The sequence below is a fragment of the Undibacterium sp. JH2W genome (genome assembly GCF_049340425.1).
GTDB lineage: Bacteria > Pseudomonadota > Gammaproteobacteria > Burkholderiales > Burkholderiaceae_D > Undibacterium.
In genome coordinates, this window is record NZ_JBMPOT010000003.1 from 234,208 (window position 1) to 252,561 (window position 18,354).

19 protein-coding genes are annotated in these 18,354 nt (G+C 47.0%); 3 read left to right on the forward strand and 16 right to left on the reverse strand.

Annotated features, from left to right (window positions below):
• Positions 1 to 88 precede the first annotated feature (88 nt).
• The 13 genes from ACO0LC_RS05550 to flhD form a co-directional block, all read right to left on the reverse strand.
• Positions 89 to 1,165: a protein-glutamate methylesterase/protein-glutamine glutaminase gene (locus ACO0LC_RS05550; RefSeq protein WP_423001441.1), complete on the reverse strand. Its 1,077-nt coding sequence runs from the start codon at positions 1,163 to 1,165 to the stop codon at positions 89 to 91.
• Positions 1,166 to 1,213: 48 nt separating this feature from the next.
• Complete coding sequence (cheD, locus tag ACO0LC_RS05555) at positions 1,214 to 1,822, reverse strand: chemoreceptor glutamine deamidase CheD (RefSeq protein ID WP_423001443.1); 609 nt, start codon at positions 1,820 to 1,822, stop codon at positions 1,214 to 1,216.
• Complete coding sequence (locus ACO0LC_RS05560; RefSeq protein WP_423001445.1) at positions 1,819 to 2,718, reverse strand: CheR family methyltransferase; 900 nt, start codon at positions 2,716 to 2,718, stop codon at positions 1,819 to 1,821. Before ACO0LC_RS05560 ends, cheD begins: the two co-directional genes overlap by 4 nt.
• Before the next feature lie 128 nt (positions 2,719 to 2,846).
• On the reverse strand, positions 2,847 to 4,574 hold the full coding sequence (locus ACO0LC_RS05565) for a methyl-accepting chemotaxis protein (RefSeq protein ID WP_423001447.1): 1,728 nt from the start codon (positions 4,572 to 4,574) through the stop codon (positions 2,847 to 2,849).
• 82 nt (positions 4,575 to 4,656) lie between these two features.
• On the reverse strand, positions 4,657 to 5,166 hold the full coding sequence (locus ACO0LC_RS05570; protein WP_423001449.1) for a chemotaxis protein CheW: 510 nt from the start codon (positions 5,164 to 5,166) through the stop codon (positions 4,657 to 4,659).
• 35 nt (positions 5,167 to 5,201) lie between these two features.
• Complete coding sequence (gene cheA / locus ACO0LC_RS05575) at positions 5,202 to 7,229, reverse strand: chemotaxis protein CheA (protein ID WP_423001452.1); 2,028 nt, start codon at positions 7,227 to 7,229, stop codon at positions 5,202 to 5,204.
• 50 nt (positions 7,230 to 7,279) lie between these two features.
• Positions 7,280 to 7,645 carry a response regulator gene (locus ACO0LC_RS05580; protein WP_110253733.1) on the reverse strand — a complete coding sequence of 122 codons (366 nt, stop codon included), beginning with the start codon at positions 7,643 to 7,645 and terminating at the stop codon, positions 7,280 to 7,282.
• Positions 7,646 to 7,696: 51 nt separating this feature from the next.
• Entirely contained in the window at positions 7,697 to 8,245 is a 549-nt protein-coding gene (locus ACO0LC_RS05585; RefSeq protein WP_423001454.1) for a chemotaxis protein, read from the reverse strand.
• Between the two features lie 53 nt (positions 8,246 to 8,298).
• Entirely contained in the window at positions 8,299 to 9,222 is a 924-nt protein-coding gene (motB, locus tag ACO0LC_RS05590; protein WP_423001456.1) for a flagellar motor protein MotB, read from the reverse strand.
• 17 nt (positions 9,223 to 9,239) lie between these two features.
• Positions 9,240 to 10,100, reverse strand: coding sequence for a flagellar motor stator protein MotA (gene motA, locus ACO0LC_RS05595; protein WP_423001458.1), 861 nt, complete (start codon positions 10,098 to 10,100; stop codon positions 9,240 to 9,242).
• A gap of 118 nt (positions 10,101 to 10,218) precedes the next feature.
• Complete coding sequence (locus tag ACO0LC_RS05600; protein WP_423001460.1) at positions 10,219 to 11,025, reverse strand: SAM-dependent methyltransferase; 807 nt, start codon at positions 11,023 to 11,025, stop codon at positions 10,219 to 10,221.
• A gap of 15 nt (positions 11,026 to 11,040) precedes the next feature.
• Positions 11,041 to 11,595: a flagellar transcriptional regulator FlhC gene (gene flhC / locus ACO0LC_RS05605; RefSeq protein WP_423001462.1), complete on the reverse strand. Its 555-nt coding sequence runs from the start codon at positions 11,593 to 11,595 to the stop codon at positions 11,041 to 11,043.
• 39 nt (positions 11,596 to 11,634) lie between these two features.
• Positions 11,635 to 11,952, reverse strand: a complete 318-nt coding sequence (gene flhD / locus ACO0LC_RS05610) for a flagellar transcriptional regulator FlhD (protein ID WP_110254236.1) — start codon at positions 11,950 to 11,952, stop codon at positions 11,635 to 11,637.
• Between the two features lie 238 nt (positions 11,953 to 12,190).
• Here flhD and ACO0LC_RS05615 point away from each other — a divergent pair, with 238 nt between their 5' ends.
• Entirely contained in the window at positions 12,191 to 12,466 is a 276-nt protein-coding gene (locus ACO0LC_RS05615; RefSeq protein WP_423001464.1) for a hypothetical protein, read from the forward strand.
• A gap of 22 nt (positions 12,467 to 12,488) precedes the next feature.
• Here ACO0LC_RS05615 and dnaQ read toward each other — a convergent pair whose 3' ends face one another.
• Genes dnaQ through ACO0LC_RS05630 form a run of 3 tightly spaced genes read right to left on the reverse strand, consistent with a single transcriptional unit; the run spans position 12,489 to position 15,589 of the window.
• Positions 12,489 to 13,196, reverse strand: coding sequence for a DNA polymerase III subunit epsilon (gene dnaQ / locus ACO0LC_RS05620; protein ID WP_423001466.1), 708 nt, complete (start codon positions 13,194 to 13,196; stop codon positions 12,489 to 12,491).
• Between the two features lie 33 nt (positions 13,197 to 13,229).
• Positions 13,230 to 14,618, reverse strand: a complete 1,389-nt coding sequence (tilS, locus tag ACO0LC_RS05625; RefSeq protein ID WP_423001468.1) for a tRNA lysidine(34) synthetase TilS — start codon at positions 14,616 to 14,618, stop codon at positions 13,230 to 13,232.
• The gene (locus tag ACO0LC_RS05630; protein ID WP_422637547.1) at positions 14,615 to 15,589 is read right to left on the reverse strand and encodes an acetyl-CoA carboxylase carboxyltransferase subunit alpha; all 975 of its coding nucleotides are present in this window, start codon (positions 15,587 to 15,589) and stop codon (positions 14,615 to 14,617) included. Before ACO0LC_RS05630 ends, tilS begins: the two co-directional genes overlap by 4 nt.
• 479 nt (positions 15,590 to 16,068) lie before the next feature.
• Here ACO0LC_RS05630 and ACO0LC_RS05635 point away from each other — a divergent pair, with 479 nt between their 5' ends.
• On the forward strand, positions 16,069 to 17,082 hold the full coding sequence (locus tag ACO0LC_RS05635) for a L,D-transpeptidase Cds6 family protein (RefSeq protein WP_423001471.1): 1,014 nt from the start codon (positions 16,069 to 16,071) through the stop codon (positions 17,080 to 17,082).
• Entirely contained in the window at positions 17,082 to 18,350 is a 1,269-nt protein-coding gene (locus ACO0LC_RS05640; RefSeq protein ID WP_423001474.1) for a L,D-transpeptidase family protein, read from the forward strand. The genes ACO0LC_RS05635 and ACO0LC_RS05640 overlap by 1 nt, the downstream gene beginning before the upstream one ends.
• The last annotated feature ends 4 nt before the right edge of the window (positions 18,351 to 18,354 follow it).

The window sequence follows — 18,354 nt, forward strand, 5'->3', positions numbered from 1 at the left end:
TTCTTTAAGGACAGTTATTAGCATTATCGGACAAATTGAGATAAAACGGTGCTGAAATTGCAGTAAGACATCAAATTCTAACAAATCGTCACACCCTCAGTGCTCGACTACCATGTGTGGCAAGGTAATGCAGAACCTTGGTGGGCAATTCGTTCAAAGGGCCAACCTCGTGTGTCGCGCCAATTGCAATTGCTTCACGCGGCATACCAAATACTACACAACTTGCTTCATCTTGGGCAAAATTGTATGCACCTGCATTTTTCATCTCCAGCATACCGGCAGCACCATCCTTGCCCATGCCTGTCAAAATCACTCCCACCGCATTTTTACCTGCATAAGTGGCAGCAGAACGGAACAACACATCCACCGAGGGACGATGACGATTCACCGGCTCCCCTTGATCCAGTTGCGTCACATAATTGGCACCGCTACGCCCCAGCAAGAGATGGGAATGGCCAGGCGCTATATATGCATGCCCAGGCAAGACGCGCTCGCCACCAGCAGCTTCGGATACAGAAATTTTGCACAAGCCATCAAGGCGTTTAGCAAATGAACGTGTAAATCCTTCCGGCATATGCTGAGTAATCAAAATTCCAGGACAATCTGAAGGCATCTGTACCAGGAAATTCTTGATAGCCTCTGTTCCACCTGTGGACGCACCGATAATAATCAGCTTTTCACTACTGGTCAGGGGATTGCGTACTTGTGGCAATACTCCAACATTGGCATGCCCTGCATCCGCTACAGGCACGCTTCTTGGCCTGATTCTGGCCTTGGAGGCAATCCTGATCTTGTCTGCAATCAGCTCTGTGTATTCGAGCATGCCACTTTGTATGGATAACTTGGGTTTGGTGACAAAGTCGACTGCCCCCAACTCCAGTGCACGCATGGTAATTTCAGAACCTCGCTCAGTCAGAGAAGACACCATGATGACAGGCATAGGCCTCAAGCGCATCAAGCGCTCAAGAAAATCCAGCCCATCCATCTTGGGCATTTCCACATCCAGAGTAAGCACATCAGGATTAGTTTGCTTGATCAACTCGCGTGCGACCAAAGGATCAGGAGCCACGCCAACCACTTCCATATCTGGCTGGCTGCCTATGATCTCGCTCATGACACTTCGTATCAACGCAGAGTCGTCAACAATTAATACTTTTATTTTCATTCAAAATACTCCGCACTCATTGATGAAGATTACATCGCGCACAAATAACTAGAACAGATCCACTTCCCCACCCACCGAGGTCGTTTTGAGCTTGCTGGCATAATCTTGCTCGCGCCTTCTAAGAGTATCGTTATGTTCCACTTTCAGTTTCTTGACTAAAACCTTGCCCGTCTTAGGAAAGAAATACACCTTGCGCGGATAAATGTCATTCAAATCTTCGGCCGTCACACGCATTCTTTCAGCGCGCAGATAATCCAGCACGAATTTGGCATTGCGCTCACCAACATTGATCGCCGTAAATCCACGCAAAACATTGCCGCCACCAAAAACTTTGGCCTCCATATTTTCGCGCTTGGCCCCGGCTTTCAACAATTCATTGATTAACACTTCCATTGCATAAGTGCCATAACGCATGGAGGCTGACACAGGATTATCTGCATCCCCTCCAGTATCGGGCAACATGAAATGATTCATGCCACCGACGCCGGAAACACGATCCCGTATACATGCGGAAACACAGGACCCGAGGACCGTGACGATCAACATATCCTTGTTGGTGAAATAAAATTCACCAGGCAAAATCTTGGCAGCATCACAATCAAACGTTCGATCATAATAAACATTCGTTGCAAAATGCTCTTCACTTAGCTGGCTCATGGATTACCCTTTTGCAAATGGCGCAATGTCGTTCTGTTGCCAGGAGCATGCGACTTGGTCAGTTCATAGACCGTTTTGCCTCTCAACTTGAAGTCATCAGAAACGTACAAAAAATTCTCTGAGTGACCTGCAAACAACAAACCGTCCGGCTTCATCAAGGGAACAAACTTTTTCAAAATTTTGCCCTGCGTAGGCTTGTCAAAATAGATCATGACATTCCGGCAAAAAATTGCATCAAATTCGCCACTCAAAGGCCAGCTATCTCCCAACAAATTCAATTGCTTAAATGTGATCAATTCCCTTAGCTCCGGCCTCACCCTGACCAGACCTTCTTGCGCACCTTTACCTTTGAGGAAAAATTTCCGGGTTCTTTCTGCCGAAAGTTTCTCTATGCGATCCAGGTTATACACACCGCGCGACGCGGTTTCCAGAACATTGGTATCTATATCTGTTGCAATAATATGCGCAGGTGGCCGTAAAGTCCCGAATGCCTCACACAATGTCATCGCAATAGAATAGGGTTCTTCTCCTGTAGAACTGGCAGAACACCAGATATTGACTGTTTCCTGCCTTTTGGCAATATGCTCAGCGAGTATGGGGAAGTGATGCTCTTCCCTGAAAAACGAAGTCAAATTCGTTGTCAGTGCATTGGTGAATGCTTCCCATTCCGACTCAATCTGATTATTTTCAAGACTATCCAGATAATCAGAAAACGAGCTGATACCGGTCGCCCGCAGACGACGTGCCAGCCGGCTATACACCATTTCCTGCTTGCTATCAGCCAGAGAAATGCCAGCCTTTTTATAAATCAAGTCACGGACACGGTCAAAATCCCTGGAGTTAAAAGCAAACTCCTTTGTAGTATCCGACCTGGTTTTATCGATGGATTTCGTCATTCAATGCTTTCTTAAACTTTCCCCATCCTGTTTCAGAGACGAAAGCTGATTTCAAATAAAAATCCAGATAATCAGTACATCTTTACTACCGGTGCATTTGATTCAAATGCACCGAATTCAAGCTTAAATCAAAATTCTTCCCAATCATCCTGTTTATCAGCAACTGGCTTGCTTGCTCTGGCTCCAGCACCAGACGTTCCTGATGGCGTAGCTCTAGGCAAAGCTTTCACTTCAGCCCTACTTGTTGTGACTGGTTTACTGACTGCTTTACTGACCACAGTTTTTACTTGCTGAGGCACATGCGCCATACCTGAATTTAGTTTAAACACGCTCACAGCCTGCGCCAACGCGACCGCTTGCTCTTCCATGCTTTCTGCCGCTGCGGCTGCCTGCTCTACCAAGGCCGCATTCTGCTGCGTCATTTCATCCATTTGCGTAATCGCCAGGTTGACTTGTTCTATGCCAGAACTTTGTTCCTGGCTGGCGGCCGTGATCTCGCTCATGATATCGGCCACATGCTGGACGCTGGTGACAATCTCATCCATGGTCTTGCCTGCTTCATCGACGAGCTTGCTACCCTGATCAACCTTATCTACCGAGTCACTGATGAGGGATTTGATTTCTTTGGCTGCACTGGCACTGCGCTGTGCCAGGTTGCGCACTTCTGCTGCCACGACAGCAAAACCACGCCCCTGCTCACCTGCCCTGGCTGCTTCGACCGCCGCATTCAAGGCCAGGATATTGGTCTGGAAGGCGATGCCATCGATAACGCCTATGATGTCGACAATTTTGCGTGAACTTTCCTTGATCGAACCCATGGTACTGACTACCTGGCCAACCACTGCCCCACCCTTGACCGCTACACCAGAAGCAGAAACCACCAGTTGATTGGCTTGCCTTGCATTGTCGGCATTTTGCCTGACTGTGCTGGTCAACTCTTCCATGGAGCTGGCAGTTTCTTCCAGTGAACTGGCTTGCGATTCTGTCCGGCTCGACAAGTCTGCATTGCCGCTGGCGATTTCTTGCGAGGCGACGGTGATGGTTTCTGTGCCTGTCCTGACCTGTCCGACGGTTGCGGCCAGGTTGTCATTCATATTCTTCAAAGCCTGGAACAATGACGTCACTTCATCACGACCAGTGACCGTGACTTGACTACGCAAATCGCCCTCTGCAACTGTCTCAGCCAAACTTAACGCCTCTTGCAAGGGTTGGGTAATACTCCTTGTGATGGTCCATGCAAACAGTACGCCTACTGCCAATGCTGACAATAAAATGACATAGAGCCACCTGGTCAGTTTGACTCCTGCAGCCGCAAATGTCTCGAAAACCTGCTTGGAAGCAGCTTCCTGCAAATCAACCAGCTTATTCATCTCTTGTATTGATTTAACACTCAGAGGATCAATCACCGTGGCGATAATTTTTGCTGCACCTTCGCCATTAAATGCCAGGGCCTGACCCACCGCATCTTTCAATGGCTTATCAATATCCTTATCCAGCTTGGCGATATCACCCAATATTTTCTTTTCTTCTTCGTTCAAACCGAGGGAAGCAATCTTTTCTTTGGCTTCTTCATATTTCTTCTTTTGCAGCTTGACCTTGCCTTCTTCCTTTTGCATTTCACCGACATCGGACTGTATGCCTATATTGCGCATGGCAATGCCACCTTCAAACAAGGCACTTTTCATATTATTGGCAAAAAGTTGCTTTTGAGAAGCTAGATTCAAGCCCTCAACCATGGCCTGACGATTATTACCACTGAGTGCATTAACAAACAAAATAACGCCTATCAGACCCGCTAAAATAAGTGCGAAGCCAACTCCCAAACGGGTACCAATTTTAAAGTTCCTCAGATTCATAGCGTCTCCTGATTATTTTTTTACCTGCTTTTTTTATGCACTTTTTCACAACTCAATGACTAAGAAAATATCAGTCACATGATCAAGCGGTCGCCTCTACCAGACCCATTTCAGGGCTGGACATCAATTTATCGATATCGACCAAAATCAGCATGCGATCGTCCAGCGTACCCAGACCTATCAGGAAATCAGTGCTGAAAGTGGTTCCCATCTCCGGAGCCGGCCTGACTTGCTCAGGCAGCAAAGTCGTCACATCGGAGACGCTGTCAACAACCATACCGACGATGCGCCCTTCAATATTCAAAATAATGACTACTGTAAATTGGTCATAAGTAGGTGTTCCCAAGTTAAATTTGATGCGCATATCCACCACGGGAACAATGATGCCCCGCAAATTGATAACGCCCTTTAAAAACTCTGGCGCATTGGCGATCCGCGTTACCGCTTCATAGCCACGGATTTCCTGGACCTTGAGAATATCGATACCGTACTCTTCATTACCCAAGGTAAAAGCAAGGAATTCATGCCCAGCAATATCTGATTTAGCTCCATCAGCGGAGCCATGATCACCAGCCTGTGAAATTTGCGTCATTTCTTTTTCCTCGTCTTAAATTTCTAATTCAATCTTCATCGCGCAGTGCGCAAAACGGCAGCGACATCCAAAATAAGTGCAACACCACCATCACCCAGAATAGTTGCTCCTGAGATGCCAGGGACTTTCTTGTAATTTGATTCTATATTTTTAACCACTACTTGCTGCTGCCCAACCAGATCGTCGACAAATAGCGCGGCTTTTTTTCCATCCACTTCTACAATCACGACGATGCCATCAGATGGATCTGTATATTTGGGCTGAATATCGAAATACTCGTACAAAGGCACCAATGGAAGGTATTCATCACGCACCTTTACCACCCTGCCCTTGCCACTGATTTCTTTTATATCGGCCCTGGCTGGCTGCAGAGACTCCATGACGAAGCCCAGAGGTAAAATATAAATCTCATTACCAAACTTGATCGACATGCCATCCAGAATCGCCAGTGTCAAAGGCAATGATATCGTGATCGTCGTACCATAACCCTTGGCTGAGCGAATGTCGACGACACCACCCATGGCGGCAATATTGCGCTTAACCACATCCATACCAACACCGCGACCGGACACGTCGGTCACTGTTTCTGCAGTTGAAAAACCAGGCGCAAAGATCAAGAGCCAGACTTCACTGTCGCTCATGGCATCAGAAACAGCCAAACCATTTTGCCTTGCCTTGGCGAGGATTTTATCCCTATGCAAACCGCCACCGTCATCACTGACTTCAATTACAATATTCCCGCCCTGATGTACCGCAGACAGGGACAATTTACCCGTTTCACTTTTACCTTTCTGCGCCCTGGTAGCAGGCATTTCTATGCCATGGTCGATACTATTTCTAACCAGATGTGTCAGTGGATCGACAATACGCTCAATCAAACCCTTATCCAACTCTGTCGAGGCGCCATAAGTGACAAATTCAACTTTCTTGCCCAATTTTGTCGCCAAGTCCCTGACCATGCGTGGAAAACGCGAAAATACATAGTCCATGGGCATCATGCGTATGGACATGACTGCTTCTTGCAAATCGCGGGTATTTCTGGTCAGGTGTGCCACGCTGCTCAGCAAGCGTTCATTGGCAATCGGATCCAAGTCCTGGGTACGCTGCTCCAACATGGCCTGGGTAATGACCAATTCGCCGATCAGATTGATCAGTTGATCTACTTTTTCTATGCCAACCCGTATCGTAGAGGACTCTTGGGAAGCCGCAGGCTTCTCCATTTTTTTCTCAGTAATCGGCGCTGATTTTTCAGGAGTTACCGCGTCTGCATTTTTTTCAGCATCTGCTTTGCTTTCCTCAGGAGGAAACATGGCATCCAGAGGTTCAAAAAAACCGTAGCCCAAGTCATCGTCGCTGGACTGGGTTTTCTTTACCGGCAAGTTGGTGATCTGCTCTTCTGTTATTTTGAGTGTGTCTGGATTCAGAATGAAAGAGCAAATCGAAATAATGTCATCTTTGCTTTCACTAGTTCGTAATGCCAGGACGACATTGCTGCCATTATTATCCAATCTGGATATGGAACCGAGTAATCCCAACTCTGACATGATCGCAGCAGCATCTGATTCAGAGACATCCGGCAATTCAATTTTGAAGGCAGTTTTATAAACCACGTCAGCATCGTCAAGTTCTGGACTGCGACTGGCAAAACTGGCCATGGGAGTCGCAATTGGTACCGCATCTTGCGACAGTGATTGCAACAACATCCTGACGTCAGCGACTGCATCCTGGTCAACAGGCGTACCTAATTTATGCCCGTCGAGTTGCATCTTCAAAATATCTTTAGCGATGAGGAAAGCATCTACATGCTCTGCAGTCAGCGCCATTTCACCCTTGCGAATTTTATCGAGCAGTGACTCCAGTATATGAGTCACTTCCGTCATATCTGTCAAACCAAAGGTCGAGGCGCCCCCCTTGATGGAGTGAGCGGCACGAAAAATGGCATTCAGATCCTCAGGATCTGGTGAAGAGATATCGACGGCAAGTAACAATTTTTCCTTCTCGGCAAGAAGCTCTTCCGCCTCGTCGAAAAAAACCTGGAAAAACTGACTCATGTCAATCGTCATTATTAAACTCCGTGATTTACATTTGTTTGCCCAGACTTCAGGCCATTAATTCAGCCAATCACTTTTTTCACTACTTCAGTCAGTTTTTGGGGATCGAAAGGCTTCACCAGCCAGCCATTGGCACCAGCGGCCCTACCTTTTGCCTTCATATCATCGCTGGATTCGGTTGTCAGCATCAAGATGGGCACCCGTGCATACGATGGCAATCCACGTAGTGACTTGATCAACGTCAGGCCATCCATGCGTGGCATGTTTTGATCGGTCAATACCAGATCAACGACCTGATTGCGTGCTTTTTCCAGTCCATCCTGGCCATCAACTGCTTCAATCACCTGATATCCTGCGGCTTTCAAACTGAATGCCACCATCTGCCTCAAGGAGCCAGAATCATCCACAGCTAAAATTGTCTTGGCCATAATTACTCCGTTATACGAATTGTAGACAGCTTCTGCAAACCGCCACTTGATTTAAAATAACTCGATGTCACCACTATCCAGATGCTTCTGATGCACAGCTTTACGTAACAAATTTTTCAGATCCGCACTTTGCTTCTCCAGACGGACGGTAGTCTCACGCAGCAAGGCCGTCAATTCATCTGATTCACCGTCGTGTTCAATATCATTACCTACCACTCCCAAAGTGCCCAAGACCTCCCGCAAACCTTCGCACCTCTGCAGAGTTCTTGAAATCAACTGACTGGTCAAATCCTGAAATTGCAAGCTGGTCACGGCTGAACTGATATGCCTGGCAATATCTTCCTGTATCACCTTGAGACGCAATACGCTTTCATCAGAAACACTACCAGAACTAACGATTAAATTGATTTCTTCCTGCTCACTCGAAATGGCTGCATGCAGGGCCATAAAGCTGACTCCCAGCTTTTCTATTGCCTCGCCCAAGAGTATGGTTGTTTGCGCAAGGTCGGTCTCAACCTCCAGCAAATGTGCATTTCCATGATCAGACACACCTGATAAAAGTTGCTTAACCTGAGAACCCAACAGTTTCTTTTTGGACATCTTAAGCATCCTATCTATGCATTTTGACTTAATGATGCTACGTCTTGATACCGTCAAGGCTTGACTGAAATTTCCGCGCTTGAGTCAGACTGATTTGCAACTTCAATAGAGCCACCATCCTGCGACGCAGATTCCTCCGCTTTTTTATTCATGACGATGATGCTGATTCTGCGGTTGATGGGATTCAAGGGCTCCTGCTTATCAAACAACACCGAAGAAGACAGCCCAACAACCCGCAAGACCTTGGTTTCATCCATACCACCGTAAATCAATTCTCTTCTAGAAGCATTGGCACGGTCAGCCGACAACTCCCAATTACTATAACCACGCTCTCCACTGCCATAGGGTGCTGCATCAGTATGACCTGACAAACTGATGCGGTTCGGAACATCATTCAAAGCCTTGCCGATTTCATGCAAAATTTCTCTGGTATAGGGCTGCAAATCTGCCTTGGCAGAGGCGAACATGGGACGGTTTTGTTCATCTACCATCTGGATACGCAAGCCATCGGTTGTAATATCCAGCAACAACTGCTTCTTGTACTGTTTCAAAGTTGGGTTGGACTCTATCGCTGCCTCAATCTTGGTCTTCAGCCCCTTCAAGCGTTCTGCTTCGACTTTTGCCAGAGCTGCTTCAGCCGCTTGCAAATTGTAGGTTTTTTTCTGGGCATCTATCTCACCCTTGCGATTTTGCCCTTCACGTGCGCTCAAGTCCTTACCACCACCCTTGATGACACTGGAGCTATCGCCACTACCATCACCACCAGCCATCGCCACCTTCAAAGGAGTTTGAAAATACTCAGCGATCCCGTTCAGGTTACCCTTGGCAGTCGAACCTAATAACCACATCAACAAGAAAAACGCCATCATCGCTGTTACAAAGTCGGCATAAGCGATCTTCCAGGCACCACCGTGATGGCCACCAGCCACCTTCTTGATGCGTTTGACGATAATTGGTCTTAGTTCTTCGCTTGCCATCACCAATCCAGTTTTTATTATTTAGATTTAGATTGCTTAATATGCTCTTCCAACTCTGAGAACGTCGGCCTCTCGGTTGAATACAATACTTTCCGGCCAAACTCTACAGCCAAAGCTGGTGCATAACCATTCAAACTGGCCAGCAAGGTCACCTTAATGCATTGAAATGTCTTGGACGATTCATCAAGTTGCTGCTCCATCAAGCCCGCCAGAGGACCAACGAAACCGTAGGCTAGCAAAATACCCAGGAAAGTACCGACCAGGGCATGTGCAATCAGGATACCTAATTCAGAGGGTGGAATGCCCACAGACTCCATGGTATGCACTACCCCCATTACAGCAGCCACGATACCAAAGGCGGGCAGACCATCGCCCAGTTTGGCAATAAAATGGGCGGGCACAGCACCTTCGTGGTGATGCGTCTCAAGCTCATTGTCCATCAAATTCTCGATTTGAAAGGCATCCATATTTCCTGAAACCATCAGACGCAAATAATCCCCTACAAACTCCATCATATGATGATCGTGGACAATTGCAGGATATTTACTAAAAAGTGGACTTTCTTCAGGGCGCTCAATATCGCCCTCTATGGACATCAGGCCTTCTTTGCGCACCTTGGTAAGAACATCGAACAGCATGGTCATGAGTTCCATATACAATGACTTTGTATATTTGGAACCTTTCAGCACGCCAGGAAGCGCCTTCATAGTAGACTTCAAGGTTTTTGCATTGTTACCGACCAGAGAAGCGCCAACAGCCGCACCACCTATCATCAATAATTCCAGAGGCTGAAACAACACTGCAATATGCCCACCAGACATGACAAAGCCACCAAAGACTGAGCCCAATACGACGATATAGCCGACGATAACTAACACGAGCTTTTACTCCTTAGAGAGGATTTTTTATAATATCGACTACACTACCTCAGACCCGAAACATTCACCAGAAATGGAAGGTTAAATATTGCTTCAGGAATACATTTCACTATGTTCATTATATGCGCCAGACATAGAGATCGGGGTCATTCGGATTGCTTTTTATAATTAAATCCGCTTCGACACCAGGCACTTTAAATTCATAACTCATGAATATCGCATCTGGCTTCATTTCTGACCTGATCTTTTCCCACAGCGCTGGCATGGCCACTGGAGACAGATAAGCAAAAACCACATCAAAGTCGGCAAAATCCAACTCCTGATAATCCAATAAGTAAAACCGCAGTTTTTTACCTAACATCGCAGCTCTGAACCAGCTTACCAGCCAGGGAATAGGTGCCACCTCTACGCCAAAGAATGATTGTTCAGGCCGCATTTTTGCCAGGCTGATGGACACTCCTCCAAAACCACTACCTATGTCAATAAAACGCAAATCACTGCGCGCAGGTAGTTGCTCAAGAATACACGGCAACAAACTGGATTTGGAAGGAAAATATGGGACTTGAGTGCGGTAAGTTGACCAAAACAACAATACCAGCAATAAAAAGACGAACAAACTGAATCCTGGGTGCAGTTGAAAAACCAAGGAGACGACAAGCGCAAAAGGGAAAGCAAATTGTATTAGCCACCACCACCAACTCATACCGAGTAAGAAACTGAGGCTTGCGGCGACGCTCGCATGAATAGCAAGCAAAACATAGGGGGAGAGTACGCCACCGAATTGCCACCTGTCGGCTGCATACAGTAAATAAGAAAAGATAAAAGCGAGTAACTGTAAGCTTAGAGCAAGAAATACAGGCGAAGAAAAAACTCCGTTAGTCGGGAGGAGCTTACCTTTGCGGGTTTTTGACGCTACTACCTCCAAGGCTCCTCCTGAATTTTAAGCCACCATCTCCAACGCGGCCTCCGCATCTTTTGCTTTTTTTGTTTTACCTGCCCGTGATGGGACGTGGCATAAACCACAAGCATAATCATCATGCAAATCCAGGCTGTGCGCAACAAATTGCCCGCTGCATTTGCAACATTTTGCAAAACTCAGCATTTTACCCTCAAAGAAGCGCACCAGAGTCCAAGCCCGTGTCAAAGATAATACTGGCTCCTCACCAGTTGGCACTGGCATCTGCTCCAGATACAGGCGATACGACTTGATGACAGCATCAATACCATCCACACCAGCATGCTCACGCAGATATTTATGGATATTCATGAACAGGGAAGAATGAATATTTGGCTGCCAGGTAATAAACCAGTCCGTAGAAAAAGGCAGCATACCTTTCGGCGGCGAGACGCCCTTCAATTCCTTGTAGATTTTCAGCAGGCGCTCACGCGACAAGGATGTCTCAGACTCTAGCAATTGCAATCTGGCACCCAGATTAACCAGTTCAATTGCCAATTGAATTTCGTGAGCTTCGTTTACTACGCTTTTGCTAGCCATGATTATTCTCCATCCACCTTGATGTAAACGCTCGACAAATTAATGGATTTCTTCAACTGGCTGACCAGCCATCAAAATCGCAGCATGGGAATGCGCAAGGGCGCGCTCCTTGTTGTAATTTGTCAACATACACAAAATGGAACTATCCTCGAACCGGAAGCGCGCCAACATCATATTGGATCCAGCCAATTTCAAAATCTGAGCATTATTCAAACCCTCGATCAGGTCTGCAATTTCTTTACCAATACCCAAACGGAAAATAGCGGTCGCCTTGTCAGCGCGAATCATTTGCTGTGCCAACATCAAATAACTCAAATTGGCATCCCGAATCTCGGCCATCATATCGTTCTGCGTCATTTTCTCACCCTCCAGTTTGTTATCGGTGGCATGTTTGCGTTGCCAGTGAGATACATTGTGCAGGCTGGTGAAAGGCGACTGTATAAGCGGAATTCTGTATTTAAACCGAGAATAAAACGAAGACATGCCGTAGGAAAATATCCTACAGGCACATTTAGACATCTACAAAATGAAATTTCGTAGAAAACAGATTTTTATTTTTTCGGATCAGCAAAATTAGCCAATTCAAAAAATATCAATGAAAACAACAGCTTATGCAAAAGATGGTCTTTTACTTCGTCGTCATATAATCATTAACGGCAGCACTTTAGAAAACTTTAGGGAAAATTTAAAAATATTTTCGATTTATTTTCATACCCTTCTAACGGCAACGAATTGTGAAAACTTTAGGGTTGAGATCAAAAAAAACTCAAAAAAAATCACCCGTTTGCAACAGGTGATCCTTTTTGAGTTTTCCAAATGGCTATTAAAGCAACTAATTCTTACATTTATTGCATCTCATACATTTCTATAAGCACAATATTTGCCATTACATCCTACACAGTCGCGTGCCAAATACATTTATCTTTGATTTGCTTATCCAAGCCTGACAACAATGCTTCATGCTCGCCCATCTCTTCAGCTGTTGCCATTAAAACCGCGATCTCTCCAACTGGCACATCAAAAGCAACGACTTCCTGCACTTTTGGTGCGTCATCTTCTTCAATATCGATCTCAAAACTGTTTTGCCCACGCGACATTGCCAGAAAAACATCTGCCAGCAATTCAGCATCCAGCAAAGCGCCATGCAATTTGCGGTGCGAATTTGAAATTTCATAGCGGGTACAAAGTGCATCCAGAGAATTTCGTTTGCCAGGATGCAATTCCTTTGCCTGAACCAGTGTATCTACAATGCCAGGACAATATTCAGTCAGCACCGGTAAATTCAGGCGCGCGAGTTCTGCATTCAAAAAACCGACGTCAAAAGGTGCGTTATGGATAATGATTTCCGCACCCTTGATATAGGCGCAAAATTCCTCAGCCACCTCAGCAAATTTGGGCTTATCACTTAAGAACTCAGTAGTTAAGCCATGGACTGCCAGCGCGCCCTCTTCTGAATCACGCTCGGGATTGATATAGCGATGAAAGTTATTACCAGTCAGTTTGCGGTTAATTAATTCTACACAACCAATTTCTATGATGCGGTCGCCATTGCGCGCATTCAAACCTGTGGTTTCGGTATCGAGGACTAGCTGCCTACGCATATTGAATATTCCTATAAGACGACAATACTTAATTTAATCAAAAACCCAGCGCAGCGAAATACATGCGCCCGGCATAGCCTGGCAAAACCGGCTTTGCATGCCGACGCCGGCAGCGAACAGTAAATCCTGGCCTATAGAAACATAGGGTAAACGCTCCCTCTGCCAGAATGGTATGTGCAAGGACTGGAAATGACTCTTCATGTCGCGGGTCGAACGGTTTTCTGCCAGCTTCAATCGCTCCCCTCCCCTGCGCAAATGCAAGGAAAGCGCCTGCGACTGTAACCAGGCCGCTTCAAGGCCATGATCACTCTGGTCAAAATGCAGGCTGCCAGCAAACTCAGGGAAATGAATATGTGCCTGCCCCTGCCAGACAAACTCCTGCAAACGCCCCTCCTCTGCCACTCCAGCTTGCTGCGCTGATAAATAGACCGTGTCTTTATAGCGGTGTATGGCAATAGTATCGTGCTGCACTGTAATACGCGCATCTTCACGTCCATCAAACAACTGGCTTTGCATCTCTTTCAAACGCGAAGTCGTTGGCATGCGCACACCAGTCCTGGAAAACCAGTAGCGGAACAAATTGTCCCTGCGCGCAGGACTCAGTGCGCGCATGGCCGCAATTACCAGACCAGTATCATGCGTGCAACTGACAAAATCCTGCTCAGCAACTTCCAGCAGCAAGTCTTGTGCCGCCTGGAAATGGGTAGCAGAACGTGCGATGCGCTCCGAATAGCCGGGTGACAAACCCTCAAGCACCGGCATCACACTGTGGCGTATGGCATTGCGCAGATAGCGCTGGTCAGTATTGGATTCATCTTCGATGTAGCTTAAACCTTGCTGAATCGCATAAGCTTCGAGTGTGCTTCGTTTCTCTGTCAGCAGCGGCCGTCCCAGCATGACTTCATCATGACCGAACAAATTGGGCGCACGATGACAAACATCCATACCCGACATGCCAGCTACGCCACTCCCCCTTAACAACTGCAATAACAGGGTTTCGGCCTGATCATCCTGATGATGAGCAGCCAGGATTAATGGAATGCCGGTATTTTTTGACATGCGCCCCAACGCCAGGTAGCGCCCCTTGCGTGCAGACGCCTCCACCCCATCACCACTGTCGCGGCTAACCTGTATACATTCAGATTGAAAGTTGATACCAGCAGCACAGCTGGCACGGCAGTGATCCAGCCAAGCATCGGCATTAGGGCTCAAGCCGTGGTGTACATGAAAGGCAAACAGAGGGATATTGTTATGGCGGCAATAATTTATCGCCAGAGATAGCAAAACTGTGGAATCCAGACCGCCGCTAAAAGCTACAGCGAGGCCATTTTGCAGCTTTCCTTCACAGAAATCAGCAATAATGGCATCGAGTTTTTTTGAGAATGTTTGCTCAAGACTAGAGCAATGTTGATCTGGCCTCATTCAGCAAGTTTCGTTTCCTTAAACTTACCGTAGCTCAGTAATTTTTCATGACGGGCAGCCAGCAAGTCCTTGGTTTTCACTCCCTGAAATTGACGCAAGGTATCTGCCAGTGCGCGCTTGACCAAGGCACACATCTGCTTGGGATCTCTATGAGCGCCACCCAGAGGCTCATTGATGATCTTGTCGATCAAACCCATTGCCTTCAGTCGGTGGGCAGTCAAGCCCAGCGCTTCTGCTGCATCTGATGCTCGATCAGAAGTCTTCCACAAGATGGAGGCACAACCTTCTGGTGAAATCACGGAATAGGTTGCGTATTGCAACATCAATACAGCGTCGCCAACTGCCAGCGCCAATGCGCCACCAGAACCGCCTTCACCAATAATGGTAGTAATCAGCGGCACTTTGAGCTCTGCCATGACATACAAATTGTGACCAATGGCTTCAGACTGGCCGCGCTCTTCAGCATCTATACCAGGCCAGGCACCTGTGGTATCCACAAAGGTGAATACGGGAATATCGAATTTCTCGGCCAGCTTCATCAGGCGCATGGCCTTACGATAGCCTTCAGGCTTGGGCATGCCAAAGTTGCGCAAAGCGCGCTCTTTGGTGTCACGACCTTTTTGATGACCCATGACCATACATGCCTGCCCATTAAACCTGGCCAGACCACCGACGATGGATTGATCATCAGAAAAACTACGATCGCCATGCAACTCATGGAAATCAGTAAACATCTGATTAATGTAGTCCATGGTATATGGACGTTGGGGATGGCGGGAAATCTGCGACACTTGCCATGGGGTCAACTTGGCGTAAATATCCTTAGTTAACATCTGGCTTTTCTTCGACAGCCTATCTATTTCTTCAGAAATATCGACTGCGGAATCATCCTGAACAAAACGCAATTCTTCTATTTTTGTTTCCAGCTCTGCAATTGATTGTTCAAAATTTAAAAATGTCGTTTTAGTCATCGTGCCTCCTTAACATCACACGAGTTGATAAAAAAATCCAATTTCATTCTGGCGCGGGCGCAATGTTTAATTGAATAATGTGTCGCTATGCTAAGCGTGCAAACAAACCATTTAGATGATTTTTTTGCAAAATTCGTATGCTTTTGTGGGACAATTTGTCCTGACGGACCAGATTAGATATCAAAACTATCCTCGCTGTCCAGTGTTCCCCGCTATTAGCTTGCATCAGAACAATGAAAATCAGTATATAAATACTAGTTTTGAGGTCACCCGTCCCTACAAATTTTTGCCATCCCTCATTCACAGAACACCACAGTTTCATTCAAAACTGAAAAATATAGTGAAGGTAAAATGCTGTTTGTTTGTCAAACACCCATAGTCGGCAACTTATTTGATAAGATGGCGCTTTGCTTAATAGCCAGTATAACATTGCTGCTTACATGTTCTGCCAAACTCCTATAAATCCAAGACCGAACACCATGCGCCACATTTTAAAGAATGTACTTACTCTCTCCAGTTTGTCCCTGCTGTTGATGTCTGCTTATGTGCGTGCAGATGAAGCTGCCGATGTTGGCAAATTACTCAGGGCTGGCCAGGTGAATGAAGCCATGCAGAAAGTGGATGCCGCATTGGCACAGCGCCCCAAGGATGCCCAGATGCGCTTCCTTAAGGGACTGATACTGACAGAACAGAATAAATCGGCGGAAGCCATCACGGTTTTCTCAAAACTGACCGACGATTATCCAGAGTTACCCGAGCCATATAATAATCTGGCCGTCCTGTACGCTTCCTCCGGTCAGTATGACAAGGCACGTGCGGCGCTGGAAATGGCCATCAGGACCAACCCCACTTATGGTACAGCCCACGAAAACCTTGGGGATGTTTATGCCAAGCTGGCTAGTCAGGCCTATGACAAGGCATTGCAGCTCGATTCTGGTAATAATACAGCCAAATTGAAGCTTACTCTGGTTAAGAATCTGGTTGGCAATACTACTGGCGGCACCAATCCCAAAGCTACTGTGGCGGCAGCAACACCTGTGGCTTCTGTAACCAAAGCCAGCGCAAGTGCAGTCGCCATGACAAAGCCTGAACCAGAAACTGCCAAACCTGAGCCCAAGGCCAAACCCGCCCCCGTTGTCGCAACAGCAGACAAGGCGGAAGAAGACGTGCTGAAGTCAGTTGAAAACTGGGCCAAAGCATGGAGCAACAAAGATACCAATGCCTATCTGGCCCATTATGCAAAAGATTTCCAGACACCGAAGGGCGAACCTTATAAAGCTTGGGCAGAAGAGCGCCGCAACCGCATAGAAGGCAAGGGCCGCATTAACGTCAAAATTGAAACTGCCAAAATTGATGTTGATGGCAACACTGCCACCGTGAAATTCCGGCAAATTTATACCTCAGACCAGTTGACCGCCAATAGCCGCAAGACCTTGCACATGGTGAAGCAGGATGGCAAATGGCAGATCAAACAGGAGCGCGCGGGTAGCTAATGTTTTTCGCAGTCCACTCTGATCCTCCGGCTGCTGGCAAAGCCGGGAAATCGCGCTTTTTTGCTATTCTTGCATTGTCATGCCTGGCGTTTGGCTACTCCCCTGCCATCGCCACTGCCAAGTCACGCCCCAACAAAGTCGCCCCTGCTGAAATTAATCCGAATGCGCCCGACCCTGATGCCTTACTCATAGAAGTCTATAAGAGCCTGGCTGCCAATAATTTGCAAAAGGCGCAATACAAGATCGATGCCCTGGTTGAAGCCTACCCACATTTTCAATTAGCTCACCTGATACAGGGAGACCTGCTGCTAATGCATACCCGTCCAGTGCGCAATTTTGGTGTAGGCGCCTTGACACAACCTGACAAGCTGAAAGACCTCCGGGATGAAGCAGCGGTGCGCATACGTTCTTACCGCGAGCGCCCTGACCCCGACCTTATTCCCAGGGCGATCTTGCAATTGCGCGATGACCAAAAGCAAGCCATCGTCGTTGATGCTAAAAAATCGCGCCTGTACGTGTATGAAAATGCTGCTGGCCAACCACGTCTGGTCAATGATTTCTACGTGAGCCAGGGTAAATTTGGTATTAACAAACTCAAAGAAGGCGATCAAAAAACGCCTATCGGCGTGTATTACATCACTAGCCGCCTTGCTGGCACCAAATTACCTAGTTTTTATGGCCCCGGCGCCCTGCCCTTGAACTATCCTAATGAATGGGACAAATTTAATGGTCGCAATGGTTCTGGTATCTGGTTGCATGGCATGCCGCCCGAAAGCTTCAGTCGCCCGCCGCTGGCCTCAGATGGATGCGTGGTGCTGACAAATCCAGATTTCCTGAAAATCTCGGCCATGGTGGACATAGGTAAAACCCCGGTGATCATCAGTGAACAACTGGAGTTCGTCAGCCGCAATAAGTGGATGCTGGATAGAAACCAGGCAGAAAAGCTGGTGGATGACTGGCGTTTGGACATGGAAAGCCAGAATGCCAATCGCATTTTGACCAATTATTCGCGCAATTTTAAGACTACCCAGGGTGACAACCTCAATACCTGGTTCCCCAAGCAGCAGCAAAGCTGGGATAACTGGCATAATCCTGTTATTAAATTAAAAGATGTCACCCATTTCCGTTACCCAGGCAAAGATGAGCTTATCGTCAGCACCTTTACCCAGGAAACCACAAATGGAAAAACCAAGGCAGCAGTCCGCAAGCGTCAGTACTGGATGAAAGAAGCTGCCAGATGGCGCATCATTTACGAGACCACGGTCTAAACAA

What these genes read in the sequence shown, in the direction of transcription:
- ACO0LC_RS05560 (WP_423001445.1), bottom strand. Translation starts at nt 2,718, where the DNA reads ATGACGAAATCCATCGATAAAACCAGGTCGGATACTACAAAGGAGTTT.
- ACO0LC_RS05615 (WP_423001464.1), top strand. Translation starts at nt 12,191, where the DNA reads ATGAAAACAACAGCTTATGCAAAAGATGGTCTTTTACTTCGTCGTCAT.
- cheA (WP_423001452.1), bottom strand. Translation starts at nt 7,229, where the DNA reads ATGACGATTGACATGAGTCAGTTTTTCCAGGTTTTTTTCGACGAGGCG.
- ACO0LC_RS05585 (WP_423001454.1), bottom strand. Translation starts at nt 8,245, where the DNA reads ATGTCCAAAAAGAAACTGTTGGGTTCTCAGGTTAAGCAACTTTTATCA.
- ACO0LC_RS05550 (WP_423001441.1), bottom strand. Translation starts at nt 1,165, where the DNA reads ATGAAAATAAAAGTATTAATTGTTGACGACTCTGCGTTGATACGAAGT.
- dnaQ (WP_423001466.1), bottom strand. Translation starts at nt 13,196, where the DNA reads ATGCGTAGGCAGCTAGTCCTCGATACCGAAACCACAGGTTTGAATGCG.
- ACO0LC_RS05630 (WP_422637547.1), bottom strand. Translation starts at nt 15,589, where the DNA reads ATGACTAAAACGACATTTTTAAATTTTGAACAATCAATTGCAGAGCTG.
- tilS (WP_423001468.1), bottom strand. Translation starts at nt 14,618, where the DNA reads ATGAGGCCAGATCAACATTGCTCTAGTCTTGAGCAAACATTCTCAAAA.
- motB (WP_423001456.1), bottom strand. Translation starts at nt 9,222, where the DNA reads ATGGCAAGCGAAGAACTAAGACCAATTATCGTCAAACGCATCAAGAAG.
- cheD (WP_423001443.1), bottom strand. Translation starts at nt 1,822, where the DNA reads ATGAGCCAGCTAAGTGAAGAGCATTTTGCAACGAATGTTTATTATGAT.
- ACO0LC_RS05570 (WP_423001449.1), bottom strand. Translation starts at nt 5,166, where the DNA reads ATGACGCAAATTTCACAGGCTGGTGATCATGGCTCCGCTGATGGAGCT.
- flhD (WP_110254236.1), bottom strand. Translation starts at nt 11,952, where the DNA reads ATGACGCAGAACGATATGATGGCCGAGATTCGGGATGCCAATTTGAGT.
- flhC (WP_423001462.1), bottom strand. Translation starts at nt 11,595, where the DNA reads ATGGCTAGCAAAAGCGTAGTAAACGAAGCTCACGAAATTCAATTGGCA.
- ACO0LC_RS05640 (WP_423001474.1), top strand. Translation starts at nt 17,082, where the DNA reads ATGTTTTTCGCAGTCCACTCTGATCCTCCGGCTGCTGGCAAAGCCGGG.
- ACO0LC_RS05565 (WP_423001447.1), bottom strand. Translation starts at nt 4,574, where the DNA reads ATGAATCTGAGGAACTTTAAAATTGGTACCCGTTTGGGAGTTGGCTTC.
- ACO0LC_RS05580 (WP_110253733.1), bottom strand. Translation starts at nt 7,645, where the DNA reads ATGGCCAAGACAATTTTAGCTGTGGATGATTCTGGCTCCTTGAGGCAG.
- ACO0LC_RS05635 (WP_423001471.1), top strand. Translation starts at nt 16,069, where the DNA reads ATGCGCCACATTTTAAAGAATGTACTTACTCTCTCCAGTTTGTCCCTG.